We start from the raw sequence: 18,441 nt of genomic DNA, 5'->3' as shown, positions 1-18,441 counted from the left end.
GCGGACCGGTTCCCGGCCCGCCCGAGGGGCCCGCCCGGACGGGCCGGCGCTCCCGGGTCTGGAACAATGGGCGGCACCATGACGCAGCTCCCCGACATCGACGCGATCCACCCCACCGCCCTCGACCTGGGGCGGCGGTTCGCCGACGCCGGCCACGAGCTCTCGCTCGTGGGCGGGCCCGTGCGCGACCTCTTCCTCGGCCGGCCCGCCCTGGACCTGGACTTCACGACCGACGCCACGCCCGACCAGACCCTCCGCGTGGTCGCGGGCTGGGCCGACGCGGTGTGGGAGATCGGCCGGGACTTCGGGACCATCGGGATGCGCCGGGGCGACGTGCAGCTGGAGGTGACCACCTACCGGGCCGAGGCCTACGACGCGGACTCCCGCAAGCCGCAGGTGGCCTTCGGCACCTCCCTGGAGGACGACCTGTTCCGCCGCGACTTCACGATCAACGCGATGGCGCTGCGGCTGCCCGGGCTCGAGCTCGTCGACCCGCACGGCGGGGTCAAGGACCTGCACGCCCGGGTGCTGCGCACCCCCGGGGCCCCGGAGGACTCGTTCTCGGACGACCCCCTGCGGATGATGCGCGCCGCCCGCTTCGCCTCCCAGCTCGACGTCGAGGTCGCCCCGGAGGTGCGCGCGGCCATGACGGACATGGCGGAGCGGATCGCGATCGTCTCGGCCGAGCGCGTCCGGGACGAGCTCGTCAAGCTGATCTGCGGGCGCCGGCCCCGGCAGGGGGTCGATCTCCTCGTGGGGACGGGGCTCGCCGCGGTCGTGCTGCCCGAGGTGCCCGCCCTGCAGCTCGAGACGGACGAGCACCACCGGCACAAGGACGTCTACCAGCACTCCCTCACCGTCCTCGAGCAGGCGGCGGAGCTGGAGTCCGGACCGGACGGTCCCGTGCCCGCCCCGGACTTCGCCCTGCGCTTCGCGGCCCTCGTGCACGACGTCGGCAAGCCCGCGACCCGCCGCTTCGGGGCCGACGGCGCGGTGAGCTTCCGCCACCACGAGGTGGTGGGCGCCAAGCTCACCGCGAAGCGGATGCGGGCGCTGCGCTTCGACAACGACACGATCCGCACCGTGAGCCGGCTGGTGGAGCTGCACATGCGCTTCTACGGCTACGGGGACGCCGGGTGGACCGACTCCGCCGTGCGCCGCTACGTCCGGGACGCGGGGGAGTGCCTCGAGCGGCTGCACCGGCTCACGCGGGCGGACGTGACCTCCCGGAACCGGCGGAAGGTGGCACGGCTGTCCGCCGCCTACGACGACCTGGAGCAGCGCATCGCCGAGCTCTCCGCGCGGGAGGAGCTCGACGCGGTGCGGCCCGAGCTGGACGGCCAGCAGATCATGGCCGTGCTCGGCGTCCCGCCGGGTCCCGTGGTCGGGCGGGCCTACCGCTTCCTGCTGGACCTGCGTCTCGACGAGGGGGAGCTGGGCCCCGAGGAGGCGGAGCGGCGGCTGCGGGCCTGGGCGGCGGACGCACTGTGAGCACCCGGGTGGAGCCCGCCCCGGACGCCCCCCGCACCGCCCCGGACCCGGGGCGGCACCCCGCGCTGCTGGAGCACCCGGTGCCGCGGACGCGCCCCACCGGAGGCCCGACGCCCGTCCGCGGCACCGGGACCAGCAGCGCGAATGTCGTTCACGGCATATATCCGGGCGTCCATGTCCTGCTCTCGGCGGGCGTCCGGGCCGACGGGGTCCTGCACCCGGCGGCGGTGGCCCCTCCACCGGCCCGGGTCGCGGCGCACGGGCCGCGCGGACGGCGGTGGACCCGGTGAGCCGGCTGGGCGGGCGCCTCGGCGGGCACGGGCTGCAGCTGGCCGGCCTGTGCCTCTACACGGTCATGGTGGCCTACCTGCTGCGGCTGCCCTGCCGGGTGCCCGGTGGGGCGGCCGCCGAGCAGCTCCCCGCGCTGTGCGCCACCGAGGTGACCCCGGCGGCCACGGCCGGGACGCTGGACGGGTTCTTCACGGGAGGTCCCACCGGGGACCAGCCCGCCCTGGTCGGCATGATCACCACGGTGCTCGGGTGGGTCGCGGCCCGGCTCTCCGCGCTGCTCGGCACGGACGTGGGCGGCGGCGTGTTCGCGAACCTGTCCGTGGTGCTGCTCGCCCTCCTGTGGCTGGCCACGGTCGCCGTGGTCTCCGGGCTCTCCGGCCGCCGCCGGGCCGACGCCTTCGTCCTGGCCCTGGCCCCGGTGGCGGCGCTGGTGGGCTTCACCACGTGGGACCTCTGGGCGGTGCTGCTCATGGTGCTGGCGCTGCTCTTCCACGTGCGCGGCCGCCCCGGACCGGCCGGGGTGTTCCTCGGCCTGGGGGCGTCCGTGGCGCTGTTCCCCCTGGTGGTCCTGCTGGCCGTGCTGTTCCTCGCCGCCCGGTACCGACAGTTCCGGGACTTCGCGGTGGTCCTGGCCGGGACCCTGGCCGCCTGGCTGCTGGTCAACGGCCCGTTCATGATCGCGGCGTGGGAGCAGTGGCTCGGCCGGTTCCGGGCGGCGGCCGACCGCCCGGTGGCAGGCTCCTCCCTGTGGAGCGTGTGGAGCCGTGCGGACGCCGTCCCCGGGGCGGCGGAGACCGGGCAGCACGTGCTCCTGGCCCTCGTGCTCGGCTGCGCGGCGGTGCTGGTGCTCACCCTGCTCACCCGCCAGGAGCCCAGCGTCGTCCAGGTGGCGTTCCTGCTGCTCACCGTGCTGGTGCTCACCGGCCCGGGCTACTCGCTGGTCCACGCGCTGTGGCTCGCCCCGCTGGTGGTGCTCAGCCGGCGCAACTGGATCGAGTTCGGGGCCTGGCAGCTCGTCGAGGTGCTGTGGTGGACCACGCTGGTGCTGCCGGAGGCGGCGTGGCCGGTCCTGCCGTGGACCGGCCGCACGGGCTGGGACGCCCAGGACCTGCTGGCGGCCGTGCGGGTGCTGTTCCTGGTCTGGTTCCTGGTCGTGGTGGCCGTCGACGTCCTGCGCGGACGCCGGGCGATGCAGATCGGCGTACCCGAGGCGGAGTGAACGCCGGCGCCCCTCCTCCGGAAGAGGGAGAGCGGGCCCGCGGAGGGCCGCAGAGCTCATCCTTCCGAGGGTGCCGGACGGCGTCCCGGGTCCCGTAGGTTGAGGGTGGACCGCAATGACGAGTGCTCGGGAGGAGCGCCGGTGATCGAGATCGAGAACCTGACGAAGACCTACGGTGGCAAGACGGCGGTGGACGACGTCAGCTTCACCGTCCGTCCGGGCCGGGTCACCGGGTTCCTGGGGCCCAACGGGGCCGGCAAGTCGACCACCATGCGCCTGCTGGTGGGCCTGGAGTCCGCCACAAGCGGGCACGCCCGCGTCAACGGCCGCCCGTACGCCGAGCACCGCGCTCCGCTCTCGGAGGTCGGCGTGCTCCTCGACGCCAAGGCCGTCCACCCCCGGCGCACGGCCCGGGCTCACCTGTCCGCGCTCGCTGCGACCCACGGCATTCCCCGCTCCCGCGTCCAGGAGGTCGTGGACCTCACCGGGCTCGGCGCCGCGGCGGACAAGCGGGTGGGCGGCTTCTCCCTGGGCATGGGCCAGCGGCTGGGCATCGCCGCCGCCCTGATCGGCGACCCCCACACCGTGGTCCTCGACGAGCCCGTCAACGGCCTCGACCCCGAGGGCGTCGTGTGGGTGCGCCACCTCGCCAAGTACCTCGCCTCGGAGGGCCGCACGGTCTTCCTCTCCTCCCACCTGATGTCGGAGATGGCACAGACGGCCGACCACCTCGTGGTGATCGGCCGCGGCCGGATCCTCGCCGACGCGCCCATCGGGCAGCTGCTGGCCGGGGAGCGCAACCGCACCCGCGTGCGCACCACCGACCGGGAGGCCCTGCGCCGGGCCCTGCGGGAGGAGGGCGCCGAGATCACGGAGTTCGACGACGACGGGGCCCTGGTCACCGGGCCCGCGCCGCGGCGGATCGCCGAGGCCGCGCTGTCCGCCGGGGTGCTGATCTACGAGCTCACCCCGCAGACCGAGACCCTCGAGGACGTCTACATGGCCATGACGCAGGACGAGGTCGAGTACCGCTCCGGCGGCGCCCCCGTCGAGACCACCCGGGCGCCCTGGGCGGGCGCCGCCGCACGAACCGGAGACCGAGCATGAGCACCAGCACCTCGACCGCACCCCGCCCGGAGACCACCACCCCGGGCCCCACCGGGCACGCCGGCCCCGCGTTCGACGCCCGGCTGGGCTTCGGCCGGGTCCTGCGCTCGGAGTGGATCAAGTTCCGCTCCCTGCGCTCGCACTGGATCCTGCTGGCCGTGGCGCTGCTGCTCTCCCTCGGCTTCGCCGCCCTCTCGGCCTCCAGCACGCTGACCTTCATCGACATCAACGAGCAGGCCGCCCAGCAGCAGGTCGACGACATGCTGGACGGCCGCAGCCCGGAGGAGATCGGCCTCACCGAGGAGCAGGTCCAGCAGCAGCGGGACGAGTTCCTGGCCCAGTCCGAGCAGCAGATGGCGGAGGGCTCCGGCCTGTCCCTGCCCGACGGCATGGGCTTCGGCGAGTACATGGCCATGTCCAGCGCCAACGGCGGCCTGCAGCTGGTCATGCTGCTGCTGGGCGCGCTCGCCGTGCTGTTCATCGGCTCCGAGTACGCCACCCGGTCGATCCAGACCACCATGACGGCGGTGCCGCGGCGCACCCCGGTGATGCTCGCCAAGGTGGCGGTGCTCTCGGTCGTCACCTTCCTGTTCGGGCTGATCAGCGCCGTCCTGTGCCACCTGCTCGTCCAGCCGATCCTCGCCGGCGGGGACCTGGGCTACGACCTGTGGCAGGAGCCCATCCTGCTGAACATCCTCGCCGTGGGCCTGTTCTACATGATCACCGCGTGGCTGGGCTTCGGGCTGGGCGCCCTGCTGAAGTCCACCACCTGGGGGATCGTGGTGCTCGTGGTGCTGCTGCTGGTCCTGGAGATCGTCCTCTTCGCCCTGTCCTTCGAGTGGCTCGAGGACGCCAAGCCCTACTCCCCGGCCGCGGCCGGGGCCCAGCTCACCGCGGTGTACCAGCCCTCGGACGCCGTGCTCAACCACGTGGAGTCCGGTCTGGTCTACGGCGCCTGGGGACTGCTCTTCGTGCTCGCCGGGATCCTCGTCACGAAGAAACGCGCACTGTAGGGCTCCTCCGCCCACCGCCCCGGCGCCCGATCTACGATGTGAGCCGGTGGGCCGCCGCGCGGCCCGGAGCACCGGCGCGCGCCGGACGAACTGGCGTCGGACGGGGAGGCTGCGGTGACGGTGCCACGGGAACGGGAGCCCGGCGCGGTCCTCACCGCCGAGGACGCCCACGGGCTGCGCCGGACGCTGCTGACCTGGCTGGCGGCGGTCGTCGTCCTGGTCACCGGGCTGAGCTCGGCGTTCAACTGGTTCTTCGTGGACCGCGCCCCCCAGGACCCCGTGCACACCTGGCTCGGCGGCCTCGAGGACGGGCGCTCGCGGCAGCTGCTGTCCCGGGCGGAGGCCGTGGTCGCCGATCCCGCCCTCAACATCTTCGCCAACCGGGTCTACCGCAACGCGGCCGGGCGGATCAGCGGCCACGAGGTGCTCCGCGTGGACGTGCAGGGCGACCACGCCGAGATCCGGGCGCGCGTGTGGTGGGACGGGCCCGGGAGCGGGGACCGGGTCCGGGAGGAGGTGCACACCTACGGCGTGCACCGGGTGGAGCGCAGCGGTCCCTTCAATGACCACTGGGAGCTGGACGCCCCGGACGTGGCGCCCCTCGCCGTCCACCTCCCGGCGCCCCTGGACGAGATCTCCGTCAACGGGGAGAGCATCCGCCCGGACCCCGACGAGCGCGTGCCGGACCCCACCGGCCCCGGCGGCGCGTGGCGCTTCGAGGCCCTGCCCGGGGACTACGCGATCGGACTGCCCGGCAACTCCTACTACCGGGTGCCCGTGCCCCTGCCCCCGGTGCGGATGGCCTTCCGCGATCCGCGCCCGGCGTCCGTGGACCTGCGGATCGAGCCCTCCCCGCGGATGTGGCAGGAGACCGAGGAACGGATCACCCAGTGGCTGCGCACCTGCATGGCCTCGGAGGAGCTCGCCCCGGAGGGCTGCCCGGGCTCGGCGCGCCACACCGGTCCGGAGGGGTCCCCGGACGCCGCCGCGGGCCTTCCCGACGCGGACGAGGTGGCGGACCCGGGGATCACCGACGTCCGCTGGCGGCTCGTCTCCCGGCCCGCCCTGGTGCTGGTCGGCTCCCCGGAGGACCCCCTGCGCTGGGTCGCGGACCCGTACCGGCCCGCCGAGGCGCGGCTGAGCTACCTGGAGGACGGTGAGCCGGTCACGGAGCGCGTGGAGTTCCCGGTGCCCGCCACCGTGCGCTCCACCGGACAGAGCGCGGAGATCAGCGTGGGCCTGGAGTAGCCGCGGGCCGGACCGGGTCCGGCGTGCCCGCCCGAGGCCGCCGGCGGCGCCCCGGCGCGCGGCCGCCGAGCACCCGGCCGCCGAGCGCCCCACCCCCGAACATCCTGCTGCGGAGCACCCGTTCGGCCAGGAGCCAGTAGGCCACGCCCGCGGCGAGCGAGGCGACCACGGCCAGGACCGGGTGCACCGGCAGCAGCACGGGATAGACCAGCCAGTGCGTCAGGTAGATGCACAGGGACGCCGCGGCCAGCCGGCCGGTCAGGCGCCGCAGCCCCGCCGGCACGGGCAGGGTCGGCACCCACAGGAGCAGCAGGATCCCCACGGCCAGCGTGCCCTCCCGCAGCGCGCTGTCGAAGTAGCCCGGGATGCTCAGCACCGTCAGGGCCGACACCAGGCACCGCTGCAGCGTGGTCCGGGACCGGGCGGCAGCCCAGCCCAGGGCGAAGATCCAGAACACCGGGGCCGGTTTGGGCAGGCCGGGGTCCACCAGGTCGTAGCGGCTGAGCAGCCCCACGCCGAGCAGGAGCAGCGGGAAGGCGAAGGGGAGGCGCCGCTCGGCGCGGTCGGCCCAGGGCAGCGCCATGAGGGCCGTGACGGCCACCAGGACGTAGACGAGCATCTCGACGAACCAGAAGTGCCACTGGCTCGTCAGCTCCTGCGGGCCCACGATCCCGTTGAGCAGCACCACGTTGGCCGCCGTGTAGTCGTCGGTGAGCAGGTGGGCCACGGCGATGAAGGCCACGGAGGGGACCACGATCCGGCCCAGGCTGCGCAGCTGGCGCCGCAGGCGGGGCAGGCGCCGCCCGGTCAGCTGGAACCGGGCGAAGTTGTAGCCGGCCACCGCGAACAGCAGGTGGGCGGTCTGGAAGGTGAACAGCTCCACGTGGGTGCAGACGATGCACACGATCGCGACCGCCCGCAGGACGATGCCGGTCTCCAGGAACGACACCAGGCGCCGCCGGGGCCGGGCCGGCCGGGGGAGCAGGTCCCGGACGGGCGTGACGTGCCAGTCCGGCGGCAGGTGCCCGAGGGCGTGCTCCAGCCGGACCGAGGCCGCCACGTAGGACAGCGAGTCGCCCTCGAGGGAGACGAACGTGTCGTCGTCGTCGACGTCGGGGCGGTCCAGCACCTCCGCGAAGATCCGCTTGACGTCCTGCGGCCCCTCCGCCGCGCTGCCGGCGGGCGGGGTGGGAACGGTCCGGGGGGCGGCGAGCGCGGCGACGGCGGGATAGTCCACCTTGCCGGTGGCCAGGCGCGGCAGCCGCTCCACGGCGTGCACCGCGACGGCGGTGCGGGGCAGTCCCACGCTCTGGGCGAGGACCTTGCCCAACATCCGCGGGTCGTGGTCGCCCTCGACGGCGACCACGAGCCCTTCGTCCGCGCCCGAGCCCGGGCCCGATCCGGCGGCCGCCGCCGTCACGCCGAGCTCGGCGAGGGTGCGCTCGACCTGCCCGAGGTCCACGCGCAGGCCCACGATCTTCACGAAGCGGCTGCGCCGCCCCACGACCTCGTACAGCCCGTCGGGGTGCCGGCGGGCCAGGTCGCCGGTGCGCAGCTCCGCGACGGTGCGCCCGGCAGCGAGGTCGGCCGGGCGCTCGGCGTAGCCGAGCATGACGTTGGGGCCGGTGTAGACGAGCTCGCCGTCGGCCAGGTCCTCCACCGGTTCGAGGCGGAAGGCCCCGCCGGGCACGGGCACGCCGATGCACCCGGGGCGCTCGGCCGCCAGGTCGGGGGGCAGATAGGCCATCCGGGCGGTGGCCTCCGTGGCCCCGTACATGACGAACAGGTCCCAGCCGCGGCGGCGGCCGAGTTCGGCGTAGTGGCGGACCTTCTCGGGCGCCAGCCGCCCGCCGGCCTGGGTGACGCAGCGCAGCCGGGGCAGATCCATCCCGGCGAAGCCCACGCGCTCCAGCAGCTCGAAGGTGTAGGGCACCGCGGCGAAGGACGTGGCCCCGTGCTCGCGGAACAGCTCCCAGAAGCAGGGGTCGACCACCGACAGGTCCGTCAGCACGAGCCCGGCCCCGCGCAGCAGGTGGCTGTTGATCACCGACAGCCCGTAGCAGTAGGACATCGGCAGCGTGGTCGCGGCGCGGTCGCCGGGACCGATGGCCAGGTACTCGGCGATCGCCTCGGCGTTGGCGGCCAGGTTCTCGTGCGAGAGGCGCACCAGCTTCGGGGAGCCGGTCGAGCCGGAGGTGCTCAGCAGCAGCGCCAGGTCGGGGTGCAGGTCGTGGCAGGTGCCGGGGCGCCGCTCCTCCACCACGGGGGAGCCGTTGCCGGACCGGAGCACGACGTCGGGGTCGTAGGCGGCCACGAGGGAGGCCAGGGCCTCCGGCTTGTCCGCCGGGACCAGCAGCAGGGGGTGGCCCGCGGCGAGGGCGCCGAGATAGGCGACGAGGGAGTCGAGGTCGTTGGCCGCGGCCAGGACCGCCAGCCGGCGTCCACCGCCCAGGCGGGCGGCGACGGCGTCGACGCGCCCGGCCAGTTCCCGGTAGCTCAGCGTCCCGTCCCGGGTGAGGACGGCAGGACGGTCCCCGTGCCGGGCGAGCCCGGCCACGAAGGGGATGCGGGCCAGATCCGGTTGCGTGGTCACGGCGTCACCTCAGAGGAGTCGATCAGCGAAGAAAGGTCTGGTCCAGTTCGTCCGACATGGGGGAACGCCCCACCGGTGCCCCCGACCGGGTCCGCGGCGGGGCGGTGACCGCCCGGTCGTCGACGAGCAGCGTCGGGGTGGTGCCCGCGGCCACCGTCACGGCGACGGGGGTCCCCACGGGGTGGCGGACGTTGTGGGGCTGCCAGGAGCGCAGCGTCCGGCCGGAGGCCAGGCGCACGTGGTGGAGCACGAACGCGCCGTGGTACTCGACCGCCGACACCCGTGCGGGGGAGTCCGGGTCCGGGCGCAGGGCCACCTCGTGCGGGCGCAGCACCACGTCGACCGCCACGTCGCTGTCGGCCCAGCCCGGCACCGTGGAGACGATGCCGATCTCGCAGGTCAGCAGCGCCCGGTGCACCCGCGCCGGGAGGAAGTCCGCGTCGCCCATGAACGAGGCGACGAACCGGGTGCTGGGCTGCTCGAAGACCTTCTCCGGGGTGTCGGCCTGCTCGATCACCCCGTCGTGCATGACCACCACGCGGTGGCCCACGGAGAGGGCCTCCGTCTGGTCGTGGGTGACCAGCACCGCGGTGGTGCCGGTCTCGCGCAGCGTGGCCGTGGTGTCGCGGCGCACCTGGGCGCGGAGGGACTCGTCGAGGCTGGAGAACGGCTCGTCGAGCAGGACGACGGCCGGCCGGGGCGCCAGCGCCCGGGCCAGGGCCACGCGCTGCTGCTCGCCCCCGGAGAGCTCGTGCGGGTAGCGGTCGGCGAGGTGGCTCAGCCGCACGAGCTCGAGGACCTCCCCGACCCGCGCCCGGCGCTCGGCGCGCGGGGACCGGTCCAGCCCGAAGGCCACGTTCTTCGCGACCGTCAGGTGCGGGAACAGCGCGTGGTCCTGGAAGACCAGGCCGACCCGGCGGTGCTCCGGCTCCTGGAACCGGCGCCCGTCCGCCACCACCTCCCCCGCGATGCGGATCGTCCCCTCGTCGGGCCGTTCGAGCCCGGCCACCAGCCGCAGCGTCGTGGACTTCCCGCATCCGGAGGGCCCGATCAGCGTCACCAGCTCCCCGGGCGCCACCGTCAGGTCCAGGGCGCTGGCGCCGACGGAGTCCCCGTAGTGCTTGCTGACCCGGTCGAGGACCAGGGCGGGGGGCGCCTGCTCGGCGCGGGGTGCGCGGTCCGCGCTCACGGTCTGCACGGTCATCGGCCCACCTTTCCGTGGTGCTCGGCCCGGCGCGTCTGCCGGACCAGGACGAACACGGGCACGACCGCCGCCGCCACGATCACCAGCGCCGGCAGGGCCGCCCGTTCCCAGAAGTTCTCGCGGGCGAGCTCGTAGACCCACACGGACGTGGTGGTGAACCCGAACGGGCGCAGCAGCAGCACGATGGGCAGCTCCTTGACCGCGTCGATGAGCACGAGCACCAGGGCCACCGCCACGCCGGGGCGGGCCAAGGGCAGGTGCACCCGGGCCAGGACCCGCAGCGGGGAGGCGCCCAGGCTGAGCGCGGAGGAGGTGATCGTCGGGGAGATCTTGCCCAGGCTCGCGTCCACGGCCTGGTAGGCCGGGGCGAGGAAGCGGATCACGTAGGCGTAGAGGATCCCCAGGACCGATCCCGTCACCAGCAGCCCGGTGCCGCCCGGGACGCCCGCGCGCTCCAGGGCGGTGTCGAGCCCGGCGAAGGCGATGAGGACGCCGATGCCCACCACCGCGCCCGGGACGGCGTAGCCGAACGTGGTGAGCTGGGCCGCGGAGGCCGCCAGCCGCCCGCCGCTCATCCGCACGCCGTGCGCGATCGCCAGGGAGAGCACCACGCAGGCCGCGGCGGCGATCGCCGCGACCACGAGGCTGTTGGTCAGGTGGTCCGCGAAGCGGGGGTCGGTCAGGGTGGCGGGATCGCCGACCACCTCGCCGAGGGCCCACACGAGCAGCTGGAGCACGGGCAGGAGGAAGCCCGCGGACAGGGCGGCGACGCCGAGGAGGGTGGCGCCCCCGGCCCGCCACCCGGAGAGCCGCACCGGCTGCAGCCCCTGGCCGCGGCCGCCCCGCTGGTGGAACCGGGCCCGGCCGCGGAGCAGGCGCTCGCCGGCCAGGACGGCCACCGCGAAGAGCAGCACCAGCACGGCGAGCTGGGTCGCCGCGTGGAAGTCGAAGCTGCCCTTCCACACCAGGTAGACCCCCACGGAGACCGTCTGCACGTTGAAGTACTGCACGGTGGCGAAGTCGGTGAGCGTCTCCATCATCACCAGCGCCAGCCCGGCCGCCAAGGAGGGGCGGGCCAGGGGCAGCAGGACGCGGCGCAGCGCCCGGGCCCGGCCGGCGCCCAGCGTCCGGGCGGCGTCGTAGGTGCCTGCCGTCTGCTCGACCAGCGCGGCCCGCGCCAGGAGGTAGACGTAGGGGTAGAGGGTCAGGGTCATCACCAGGACCGCGGCGGGCAGCGAGCGCACCTCGGGCATCCACGCGTCCGTGCCCAGCACCGCCCGCAGGGCGGACTGCACCGGCCCGGAGACGTCGAAGGTGGACAGGAACACGAAGCCGAGGATGTAGGCCGGCATGGCCAGCGGCACGACCAGCAGCCACACGAGGACGTCGCGCAGCGGGAAGCGGTAGGCGGTGACCAGCCACGCCAGCCCCCCGCCCACGACCAGCGTCCCCGCCCCGACGCCGAGCATGAGCGTCAGGGTGGTGAGCACCATCCGGCCGAGCCCGCGCGGCGGGCTGCCCTCGCCCAGGCTGCCGAGGCCGTCGGCCACCACGGCCAGGACCGGGGTCGCCACGAGGACCGCGACGAGGACGACGAGGGCCGTCCACCACGGGCGGCCCGTGCCCGCGCCCCGGCGCGGGCACGGGACGGGTGGCCGGGCCTCGGCGAGGACGGCCGTCTCGGTCACCGGTATCCGGCCTCGGCCAGCAGATCGACCGCCTCGGCGTTGAGATCCCCGTAGGCCTCCGCGTTGAGCGGCATGCGCTCGAACTCCCCGAAGGCGGCGATCGTCGGCTCGGGCTCCACCGCGGGGTTGACGGGGAACTCGTGGTTCGCGTCGACGAACGCGTTCTGGCCGTCGGTGGCCAGCCACTCGATGAGCCGCTGCGCGTCCTCGGCGTTGTCGGACCCGTCGACCACGCCCGCCCCGGAGATGTTCACGTGGGTGCCGGCGCCGTCCTGGCTGGCCCAGAACAGGTCGACGTTCAGCTCCGGGTTCTCCTCGAGGGTGCGCGCCAGGTAGTAGTGGTTGTTGATCCCCACGTCGCAGGTGCCGGCGTCGATGGACTCGAGCAGCAGGACGTCGTTGCTCATGATCTCCACCCCGTTGGCCACCCAGCCCTCCACGATCTCCAGGGCCTTCTCCCGGCCGTGCAGGTCGATCAGGCTCGCGACCAGGGACTGGGTGTAGGCGGAGGTGGCGTCCCGCATGCACAGCCGTCCCTTCCACTTCGGGTCGGCCAGCCCGGCGTAGCTCTCCTGGGTGTCGAACTCGGCGGGGTCGACGTTGTCCGGGTTGTAGGTGAGCGTGCGCGCCCGCATCGCCAGGCCGAACCAGCGGTCCTGGGGGTCCCGGAGGTCCTCGGGCACCGCCTCGTCCAGGGCGGGGGAGGAGACCGCGGCGAGCTCGTCCTGCCGGGCGGCGTTCCAGAGGTTGCCCGCGTCGACGGTCATGAACACGTCCGCCGGGGTGTCGTCGCCCTCGGCCTTGAGCCGCTCGAGCAGCTCGGCGTCGTCGCCGCTGATGAACTCCACCGTGATCCCGGTCTCGTCCGTGAACTCCCCGAACGCGCCCTCGAGGTCGTAGTGCCGTGCCGAGTAGATCTGCAGGTCGGCGGGCTGCTCGCCCAGGCCGAGCGTGCCGCAACCCGTGACGAGCGCCGTCATCGCGGTCAGAATGCCGGTGGTGACGTACAGGGGGCGACGGCGCATCGGGGCCTCTTCCTCGGGCGCGGCGATCCGGGAGACCGCACGACGATCATTTGACAAGAAAAGCGTAGCCTAATCGGAATACCCCCGGGCCACGGCCGGCTCCGGGGGGCCCGCCGCCGACCCGACAGGAGCACCCGTGCCGCAGGATGCCTCGTTCACCGTCCGCCACGCCCCCGACCGGCACCGCTACGAGCTGCTCGACGGCGGCACGGTCGTCGGGGAGGCCCACTACCGCCCCTTCGGGACTCCGGCCGGACCCCAGCGGATCTTCTTCCACACCACGGTGGACGACGACCGGGAGGGCGAGGGCCTGGGCAGCCGGCTGGCCGCCGCCGCGCTCGAGGACACCGTGGCCGCAGGCCTGACGATCGTGCCCGTGTGCCCGTTCATCGCCGCCTGGCTGCGCGGGCGCGAGGATTTCACCGGGCACGTGGGCCCGGTGCGGCCCGAGCACCTCGCGGCCGTCCGCCGCCCGGAATAGCGCTTACCGGCCGGTCGTTGTGCTGGTCGAGGCCGTCCCCCGGGCGGCCCCCCGACATCCCGTCCGCACCGACGGCCCGCCCCGAGAGGACCCCCGTGGCTCCCGAGCCCGAGTACTACCGCCCCGTTCCGCTGAACGACGATCCCGGCCGCGCTGGGTTCCGCGGCGCGCCCTACGGCCAGCCGTTCGGGACCGGTCACCAGGCGCCCAGCGGGTATTCCCGCGCGCCGTACGGGCAGCCGTACGGGAGCGGCCCCGGCGTGCCCGCCGGGGCGCCCGTGGTGAACGTGGTGGGCGGCAAGTCCCTGCTCCTGGCCTACGTGCTGTGGTTCTTCCTGGGCTCGCTGGGCGTGCACAAGTTCTACCTCCGCCAGCCCGTCTGGGGCCTGATCTACCTGTTCCTGGGCGGTCTGGGCTGGAGCACCGTGGGCATCGGCATCGGCCTGCTCTTCCTCGTGCCGTGGGCGCTGCTGATGTTCCTGGACGTCTTCACCATGCCGTTCCGCACCGCCTTCGTGAACGCCTCGATCGCCCGGAGCGCCTACCGCCGGTGAGCGTCCCGCCGGGCGCCGGTGCCCCCGGCCGTGCGACCCGTTCGGCGCGGAGCCGCGGATGTAGTAGTGTTGTGAGGTCTGTGTGCCCGCCGCCCGACGTGCGGCGCCGGCGCGCGGACGACGCTACAGAACCTCCTGCTGCGGAAGGACCGCAGCCGCTCAGCCCGAAGGAGGTGGGTTCGAACATGCGTGAATACGAACTGATGGTGATCATCAACCCCGAGGTCGAGGATCGTGCCGTGGAGCCGACTCTCAAGAAGTTCCTCGAGGTCGTCACCAAGGACAACGGCACCGTCGACAACATCGACATCTGGGGCCGCCGTCGCCTCGCCTACGAGATCCAGAAGAAGTCCGAGGGCATCTACGCCGTGGTCCGCTTCACCGCGACCCCGCAGACCGCCCAGGAGCTCGACCGTGTGCTGAACCTCAACGAGGCGATCATGCGCACCAAGATCATCCGCCCGGAAGAGCAGAAGATCTCCGCCGAGTAAGGACTTCACAGGCTGATCGCCGAGGGTGCCCCCCGAGGGCCCACCGGTGAGATGCTGGAAATCCCCAGCACGTCCCGTACGACCGCGAACTTCTTCGACCCGGGAGGTCCACATGGCTGGTGACACCGTCATCACCGTAATCGGCAACCTGACCGCTGACCCCGAGCTGCGCTTCACCCCGTCGGGTGCGGCCGTGGCCAACTTCACCGTTGCGTCCACGCCCCGCACCTTCGACCGCCAGTCCAACGAGTGGAAGGACGGGGAGACCCTGTTCCTGCGCTGCTCCGTGTGGCGCGAGGCGGCCGAGAACGTGGCGGAGTCCCTGCAGAAGGGCATGCGCGTCATCGTCCAGGGTCGGCTCAAGTCGCGCTCGTACGAGACCAAGGAAGGCGAGCGGCGCACCGTCACGGAGCTCGACGTCGACGAGGTCGGTCCCTCGCTGCGCTACGCGTCCGCCAAGGTCAACCGCAACGCCCGCTCCGGCGGGCAGGGCGGCGGCTTCGGCGGCGGCGGCGGCCAGCAGGGCGGCGGCTTCGGCGGCGGCGCCCCGCAGGGCGGCGGTGGATTCGGGGGCGACTCCGGGTTCGGCGGCGGCCAGCAGGGCGGCGGCTTCGGCGGCGGCCGCGGTGGCGGCGGCGGGCGTCAGCCCGCTCCGCAGGCCGCGCCCCAGAACGATCCCTGGAGCCAGTCCTCCGGCGGCAACTACGACTGGGGCAGCGGACAGGACGACGAGCCGCCGTTCTAGGCCTTCCCCGCTTTTCCCGACACACACCCCATCCCGCGGTGACCAGCCGCGGGCTCCACTTGAAGAACAAGGAGCACCACGATGGCCAAGGCTGAACTTCGTAAGCCCAAACCAAAGCAGAACCCGCTCAAGGCTGCCAAAGTCACTGAGATCGACTACAAGGACGTTGCGCTGCTGCGCAAGTTCATCTCCGATCGCGGCAAGATCCGCGCCCGCCGCGTCACCGGTGTGACCGTGCAGGAGCAGCGCAAGATCGCTCTGGCGATCAAGAACGCCCGTGAGGTCGCGCTGCTGCCCTACTCCGGCGCCGGCCGCTGATCAGAGAGGACAGATACTCATGGCAAAGATCATCCTGACGACCGAGGTCACCGGCCTCGGCGCTGCCGGTGACGTGGTCGAGGTCAAGAACGGGTACGCCCGCAACTACCTCTTCCCGCGCGGCTTCGCGACCCCGTGGTCCCGCGGCGGCGAGAAGCAGATCGAGAGCATCAAGGCCGCCCGTGCCGCGCGCGAGGTCGCCTCGCTCGAGGACGCCCAGGCCCTGGCCCAGAAGCTGACCTCCGCCACCGTGACCATCCCGGTCAAGGCCGGCGCCGAGGGGCGTCTCTTCGGCACCGTCAAGGCCGAGGACGTCGCCCACGCCGTCGAGGCCGCCGGCCTCGGCTCCGTGGACAAGCGCAAGGTCGAGCTCAACCAGCACATCAAGACCACCGGTGTGTACCAGGCCTCCGTGCGCCTGCACGAGGACGTCAACGCGAACGTCGAGTTCGAGGTCGTCCCCGCCTGACCGGTCCCCCGGTCCTGCACGGCAGAAGGGCCCCCGCGGTGCGCCGCGGGGGCCCTTCCGCATGTCCGGGGGCCTCAGCGGGGCCGGACCCCTTCGACGACGACGTCGAGCGCGGTCGGCGTCGTGCGGACCTGCTCGGCGCGCAGCAGGTCCAGGCCCTTGCCCTCGAGCACGGCCACCGTCTCCTCCAGGTCCGGGCGCGGCACGGTCGGCGGCGGGCCCTCCACGCTGCCGGGGGCGTGGGTGATCCACAGCAGCCGTCCTCCGGGCACGAGCCACTCGGCCGCGCGGCGCAGCAGCGAGAGATCGTGCTGGAAGTAGACGGCGAGCACCAGGTCGAACTGGCGGGGCACCACGTCGGGCCCGGAGAGCTGCTCCTGCTCGGGGGTCCAGGTCCGCAGGTCCGCCACCAGGGCGCGGCCGGGCAGGCCCCGCTCGGCCAGCGCGTCGGCGAGGACGCGCGCGGCGCTGGGGGAGAAGTCGACGGCCGTGGGGTCGTAGCCCGCCAGGGCCAGGGCGAGAGTGTGCCGGCCCGTGCCCGCCCCGAGGTCGAGCGCGGCCGGGGTGCGGCCCGCGTGCTCCCCGGCCGTCCGCTCCAGGAGGGCGGCGACCTCCGGGTGCGGCCGGGTGCCGTCCGGGGAGTCCTTCCCGGAGGCGTACCGGTCCTCCCACATGCGCTGGCTGTCGTCCACGGGGCCTCCTCGGCGGCTCGGGCGCCCGGGGGCGCTCCTGGAGCGGTGTGCCGGTGCCGCGCAGATCCTCGGGGGACAATGAATGCATGCCGTCCCTGATCTCGCGCGTCACACCGTCCGCCCTGTACTGGTTCGGGGTGGGGTGCCTGCTCTTCACCGTACTGGCTTTCGTCGTCGCTTTCCTGGGAGGCAACTCCGGGGGAGCCGAGACCGCGATGACGGTCTTCGTGGTCGGCTTCGTGGCCGCGGCGGTGGGGGCCACCGTGACGGCGGTGGTCGCGCTGGCCGGAGCCGTCGGGTTCGCGGGCGCCCGGGTCCGCTTCCTGGTGCTGCTGGTGCTGTCCGTGCTGTGTCACCCGCTGCTGTGGCTGGGCGTGGTCTCCTCGGTGCTCTGAGGATGTCCGGGCGCGTCTGTGCTGTGGATGACACCGGCGATGTCCCGAGCGGTCCTGCACAGCCTGTGAGCAACTGTTTGCCCTAGTCACAACGGGAATGAAGCCCTCCTGTGGACAACTTTCCACAGGGTTTCCCCCACCCTGTGCACAGCCGCCCACGGCGTTTTCCACCGGTTGTCCACAGGGTGGAAAACTCGGTGGCGCTGTCGAGGCCCGCGGACGCCGACCTTTCCTCCCGCGGAGGACCCTGTCAGGCTGGGCGGGAGATCCGCACGGGCAGCCCGGCTGCCGGGGAAGGAACGGCTGATGAGCAGCACCACGCGCGTGGCCCTGGCACTGGGCAGCGGAGGTGCCCGCGGCTACGCCCACATCGGTGTGATCGAGGTGCTCGAGGAGCGGGGCTACGAGATCGTGACCATCGCGGGCAGCTCCATGGGGGCGCTCGTCGGCGGGCTGCACGCGGCGGGACGCCTGGACCCGTACGCGCAGTGGGTGCAGGGACTGACCCAGCGGGACGTGCTCCGGCTGCTCGATCCCTCGCCGTCGTCGCCCGGGGTGATCCGGGCCGAGAAGATCATGGCCAAGGTGCGCGAGCTGCTGGACGGCACCCTGATCGAGGACCTGCCCGTGCCCTTCACCGCCGTGGCCACCGACCTGCTGGCCCGCAAGGAGGTCTGGTTCCAGGAGGGTCCGGTCGACGTCGCCGTGCGGGCGTCGATCGCCCTGCCCAGCATCATCACCCCCGTCATGATCAACGGCCGGCTGCTCGCCGACGGCGGCATCCTGAATCCCGTGCCCATCGCCGCGACCGTCGCCTCGCGCGCGGACGTCACCGTGGCGGTCACCCTGTCGGGGGAGCGGATGCCCGGAGAGGGCAGGGTGCCGGCCCGGGAGACGGCCGCGGCGCGCCCCGCGGAGGAGCGGGCGGAGCGGTTCCGCCGCAGCGCCGCCCACCTCCTGGACCGGGAGCTGACGCGCACCGTCATGGACCGCATCGCGGAGACGCGCGGCCGCGGGGCCGCGGCCCGCGCCCGCCGGCTCGGGGAGGACCTCCCCGGGGTGGTCCCGGAGGAGCTCCCGCAGCTCCTCGACGACGAGCTCCTCGAGGAGGCGGCCGAGGACGTGCTCGGGGCCCTCCCCGCTGGCCTGCGCACCCTCGACGTCATGCAGCTCTCCCTCGAGGCGCTGCAGTCCATGGTGCTGCGCTACCGGCTGGCCGGCTACCCTCCCGACCTGCTCATCACGGTGCCCAAGCAGACCGGCCGCCTCCTGGACTTCCACCGCGCCGGGGAGCTCATCGCCTTCGGGCGCCGGGCGACCGAGGAGGCCCTCGACCGCGCCGAGGGCTTCCCGGCGCCGCGGCCCGGTCCGCGGTCCGCCCCCTAGGAGCGGCGGGCTGCCCGCGCCGAGGGTCGAC

Annotated in this window: 18 protein-coding genes; 13 read left to right on the top strand and 5 right to left on the bottom strand. The window is 73.7% G+C overall.

Translation table 11 applies throughout. The features are described 5' to 3' along the window. Nucleotides 1-66: 66 nt before the first annotated feature. From GMA12_RS07180 to GMA12_RS07160, 5 genes are all read left to right on the top strand, one after another. A complete protein-coding gene (locus GMA12_RS07180; RefSeq protein WP_156268603.1) occupies nt 67-1,491 on the top strand; it encodes a CCA tRNA nucleotidyltransferase in 1,425 nt (474 codons plus the stop codon). 277 nt (nt 1,492-1,768) lie between these two features. Then, a complete protein-coding gene (locus GMA12_RS19255; RefSeq protein ID WP_370830641.1) occupies nt 1,769-3,001 on the top strand; it encodes a glycosyltransferase 87 family protein in 1,233 nt (410 codons plus the stop codon). A 141-nt stretch (nt 3,002-3,142) separates the two neighbouring features. Beyond that, nucleotides 3,143-4,108, top strand: a complete 966-nt coding sequence (locus tag GMA12_RS07170) for an ABC transporter ATP-binding protein (RefSeq protein ID WP_162459597.1) — start codon at nt 3,143-3,145, stop codon at nt 4,106-4,108. Beyond that, entirely contained in the window at nt 4,105-5,121 is a 1,017-nt protein-coding gene (locus GMA12_RS07165; RefSeq protein WP_156268599.1) for an ABC transporter permease subunit, read from the top strand. Before GMA12_RS07170 ends, GMA12_RS07165 begins: the two co-directional genes overlap by 4 nt. Before the next feature lie 114 nt (nt 5,122-5,235). Next, nucleotides 5,236-6,369 carry a hypothetical protein gene (locus GMA12_RS07160; RefSeq protein ID WP_156268597.1) on the top strand — a complete coding sequence of 378 codons (1,134 nt, stop codon included), beginning with the start codon at nt 5,236-5,238 and terminating at the stop codon, nt 6,367-6,369. On the opposite strand, the gene GMA12_RS07155 is transcribed toward GMA12_RS07160, so the two are convergent. From GMA12_RS07155 to GMA12_RS07140, 4 genes are read right to left on the bottom strand one after another with little or no spacing between them, the layout of a single operon-like run. Continuing rightward, the gene (locus GMA12_RS07155; protein WP_162459596.1) at nt 6,350-8,962 is read right to left on the bottom strand and encodes an AMP-binding protein; all 2,613 of its coding nucleotides are present in this window, start codon (nt 8,960-8,962) and stop codon (nt 6,350-6,352) included. The two genes, GMA12_RS07160 and GMA12_RS07155, sit on opposite strands and share 20 nt — an antisense overlap. Before the next feature lie 22 nt (nt 8,963-8,984). Beyond that, nucleotides 8,985-10,166, bottom strand: coding sequence for an ABC transporter ATP-binding protein (locus GMA12_RS07150; RefSeq protein ID WP_156268595.1), 1,182 nt, complete (start codon nt 10,164-10,166; stop codon nt 8,985-8,987). Beyond that, the gene (locus tag GMA12_RS07145; RefSeq protein WP_156268593.1) at nt 10,163-11,854 is read right to left on the bottom strand and encodes an ABC transporter permease; all 1,692 of its coding nucleotides are present in this window, start codon (nt 11,852-11,854) and stop codon (nt 10,163-10,165) included. The genes GMA12_RS07150 and GMA12_RS07145 overlap by 4 nt, the downstream gene beginning before the upstream one ends. Next, nucleotides 11,851-12,879: an extracellular solute-binding protein gene (locus GMA12_RS07140; protein ID WP_156268591.1), complete on the bottom strand. Its 1,029-nt coding sequence runs from the start codon at nt 12,877-12,879 to the stop codon at nt 11,851-11,853. The genes GMA12_RS07145 and GMA12_RS07140 overlap by 4 nt, the downstream gene beginning before the upstream one ends. Nucleotides 12,880-13,015: 136 nt before the next feature. Here GMA12_RS07140 and GMA12_RS07135 point away from each other — a divergent pair, with 136 nt between their 5' ends. The 6 genes from GMA12_RS07135 (at nt 13,016) to rplI (ending at nt 15,937) form a co-directional block, all read left to right on the top strand. Then, nucleotides 13,016-13,360, top strand: a complete 345-nt coding sequence (locus GMA12_RS07135) for a GNAT family N-acetyltransferase (RefSeq protein ID WP_162459595.1) — start codon at nt 13,016-13,018, stop codon at nt 13,358-13,360. Nucleotides 13,361-13,455: 95 nt separating this feature from the next. Beyond that, nucleotides 13,456-13,914, top strand: a complete 459-nt coding sequence (locus tag GMA12_RS07130; RefSeq protein ID WP_370830632.1) for a TM2 domain-containing protein — start codon at nt 13,456-13,458, stop codon at nt 13,912-13,914. A 185-nt stretch (nt 13,915-14,099) separates the two neighbouring features. Continuing rightward, nucleotides 14,100-14,405: a 30S ribosomal protein S6 gene (gene rpsF / locus GMA12_RS07125; RefSeq protein ID WP_156268589.1), complete on the top strand. Its 306-nt coding sequence runs from the start codon at nt 14,100-14,102 to the stop codon at nt 14,403-14,405. Between the two features lie 112 nt (nt 14,406-14,517). Then, complete coding sequence (locus GMA12_RS07120; RefSeq protein WP_047805111.1) at nt 14,518-15,150, top strand: single-stranded DNA-binding protein; 633 nt, start codon at nt 14,518-14,520, stop codon at nt 15,148-15,150. 81 nt (nt 15,151-15,231) lie between these two features. Beyond that, on the top strand, nt 15,232-15,468 hold the full coding sequence (gene rpsR / locus GMA12_RS07115; RefSeq protein ID WP_017835048.1) for a 30S ribosomal protein S18: 237 nt from the start codon (nt 15,232-15,234) through the stop codon (nt 15,466-15,468). A gap of 19 nt (nt 15,469-15,487) precedes the next feature. Next, on the top strand, nt 15,488-15,937 hold the full coding sequence (gene rplI, locus GMA12_RS07110; RefSeq protein ID WP_047805112.1) for a 50S ribosomal protein L9: 450 nt from the start codon (nt 15,488-15,490) through the stop codon (nt 15,935-15,937). A gap of 74 nt (nt 15,938-16,011) precedes the next feature. Here rplI and GMA12_RS07105 read toward each other — a convergent pair whose 3' ends face one another. Then, on the bottom strand, nt 16,012-16,629 hold the full coding sequence (locus tag GMA12_RS07105) for a class I SAM-dependent methyltransferase (protein ID WP_156268587.1): 618 nt from the start codon (nt 16,627-16,629) through the stop codon (nt 16,012-16,014). Nucleotides 16,630-16,715: 86 nt separating this feature from the next. Between GMA12_RS07105 and GMA12_RS07100 the strand changes: the two genes are divergently transcribed. Further along, nucleotides 16,716-17,024, top strand: coding sequence for a hypothetical protein (locus GMA12_RS07100; RefSeq protein ID WP_156268585.1), 309 nt, complete (start codon nt 16,716-16,718; stop codon nt 17,022-17,024). Between the two features lie 306 nt (nt 17,025-17,330). After that, nucleotides 17,331-18,410, top strand: a complete 1,080-nt coding sequence (locus GMA12_RS07095; RefSeq protein WP_156268583.1) for a patatin-like phospholipase family protein — start codon at nt 17,331-17,333, stop codon at nt 18,408-18,410. Nucleotides 18,411-18,441 lie beyond the last annotated feature (31 nt).

It is taken from the genome of Kocuria sediminis (assembly GCF_009735315.1).
Classification (GTDB): domain Bacteria; phylum Actinomycetota; class Actinomycetes; order Actinomycetales; family Micrococcaceae; genus Kocuria; species Kocuria turfanensis.
The sequence above is the reverse complement of the archived record's forward strand: the minus strand, read 5'-3'. Positions and strand labels throughout refer to the sequence as shown.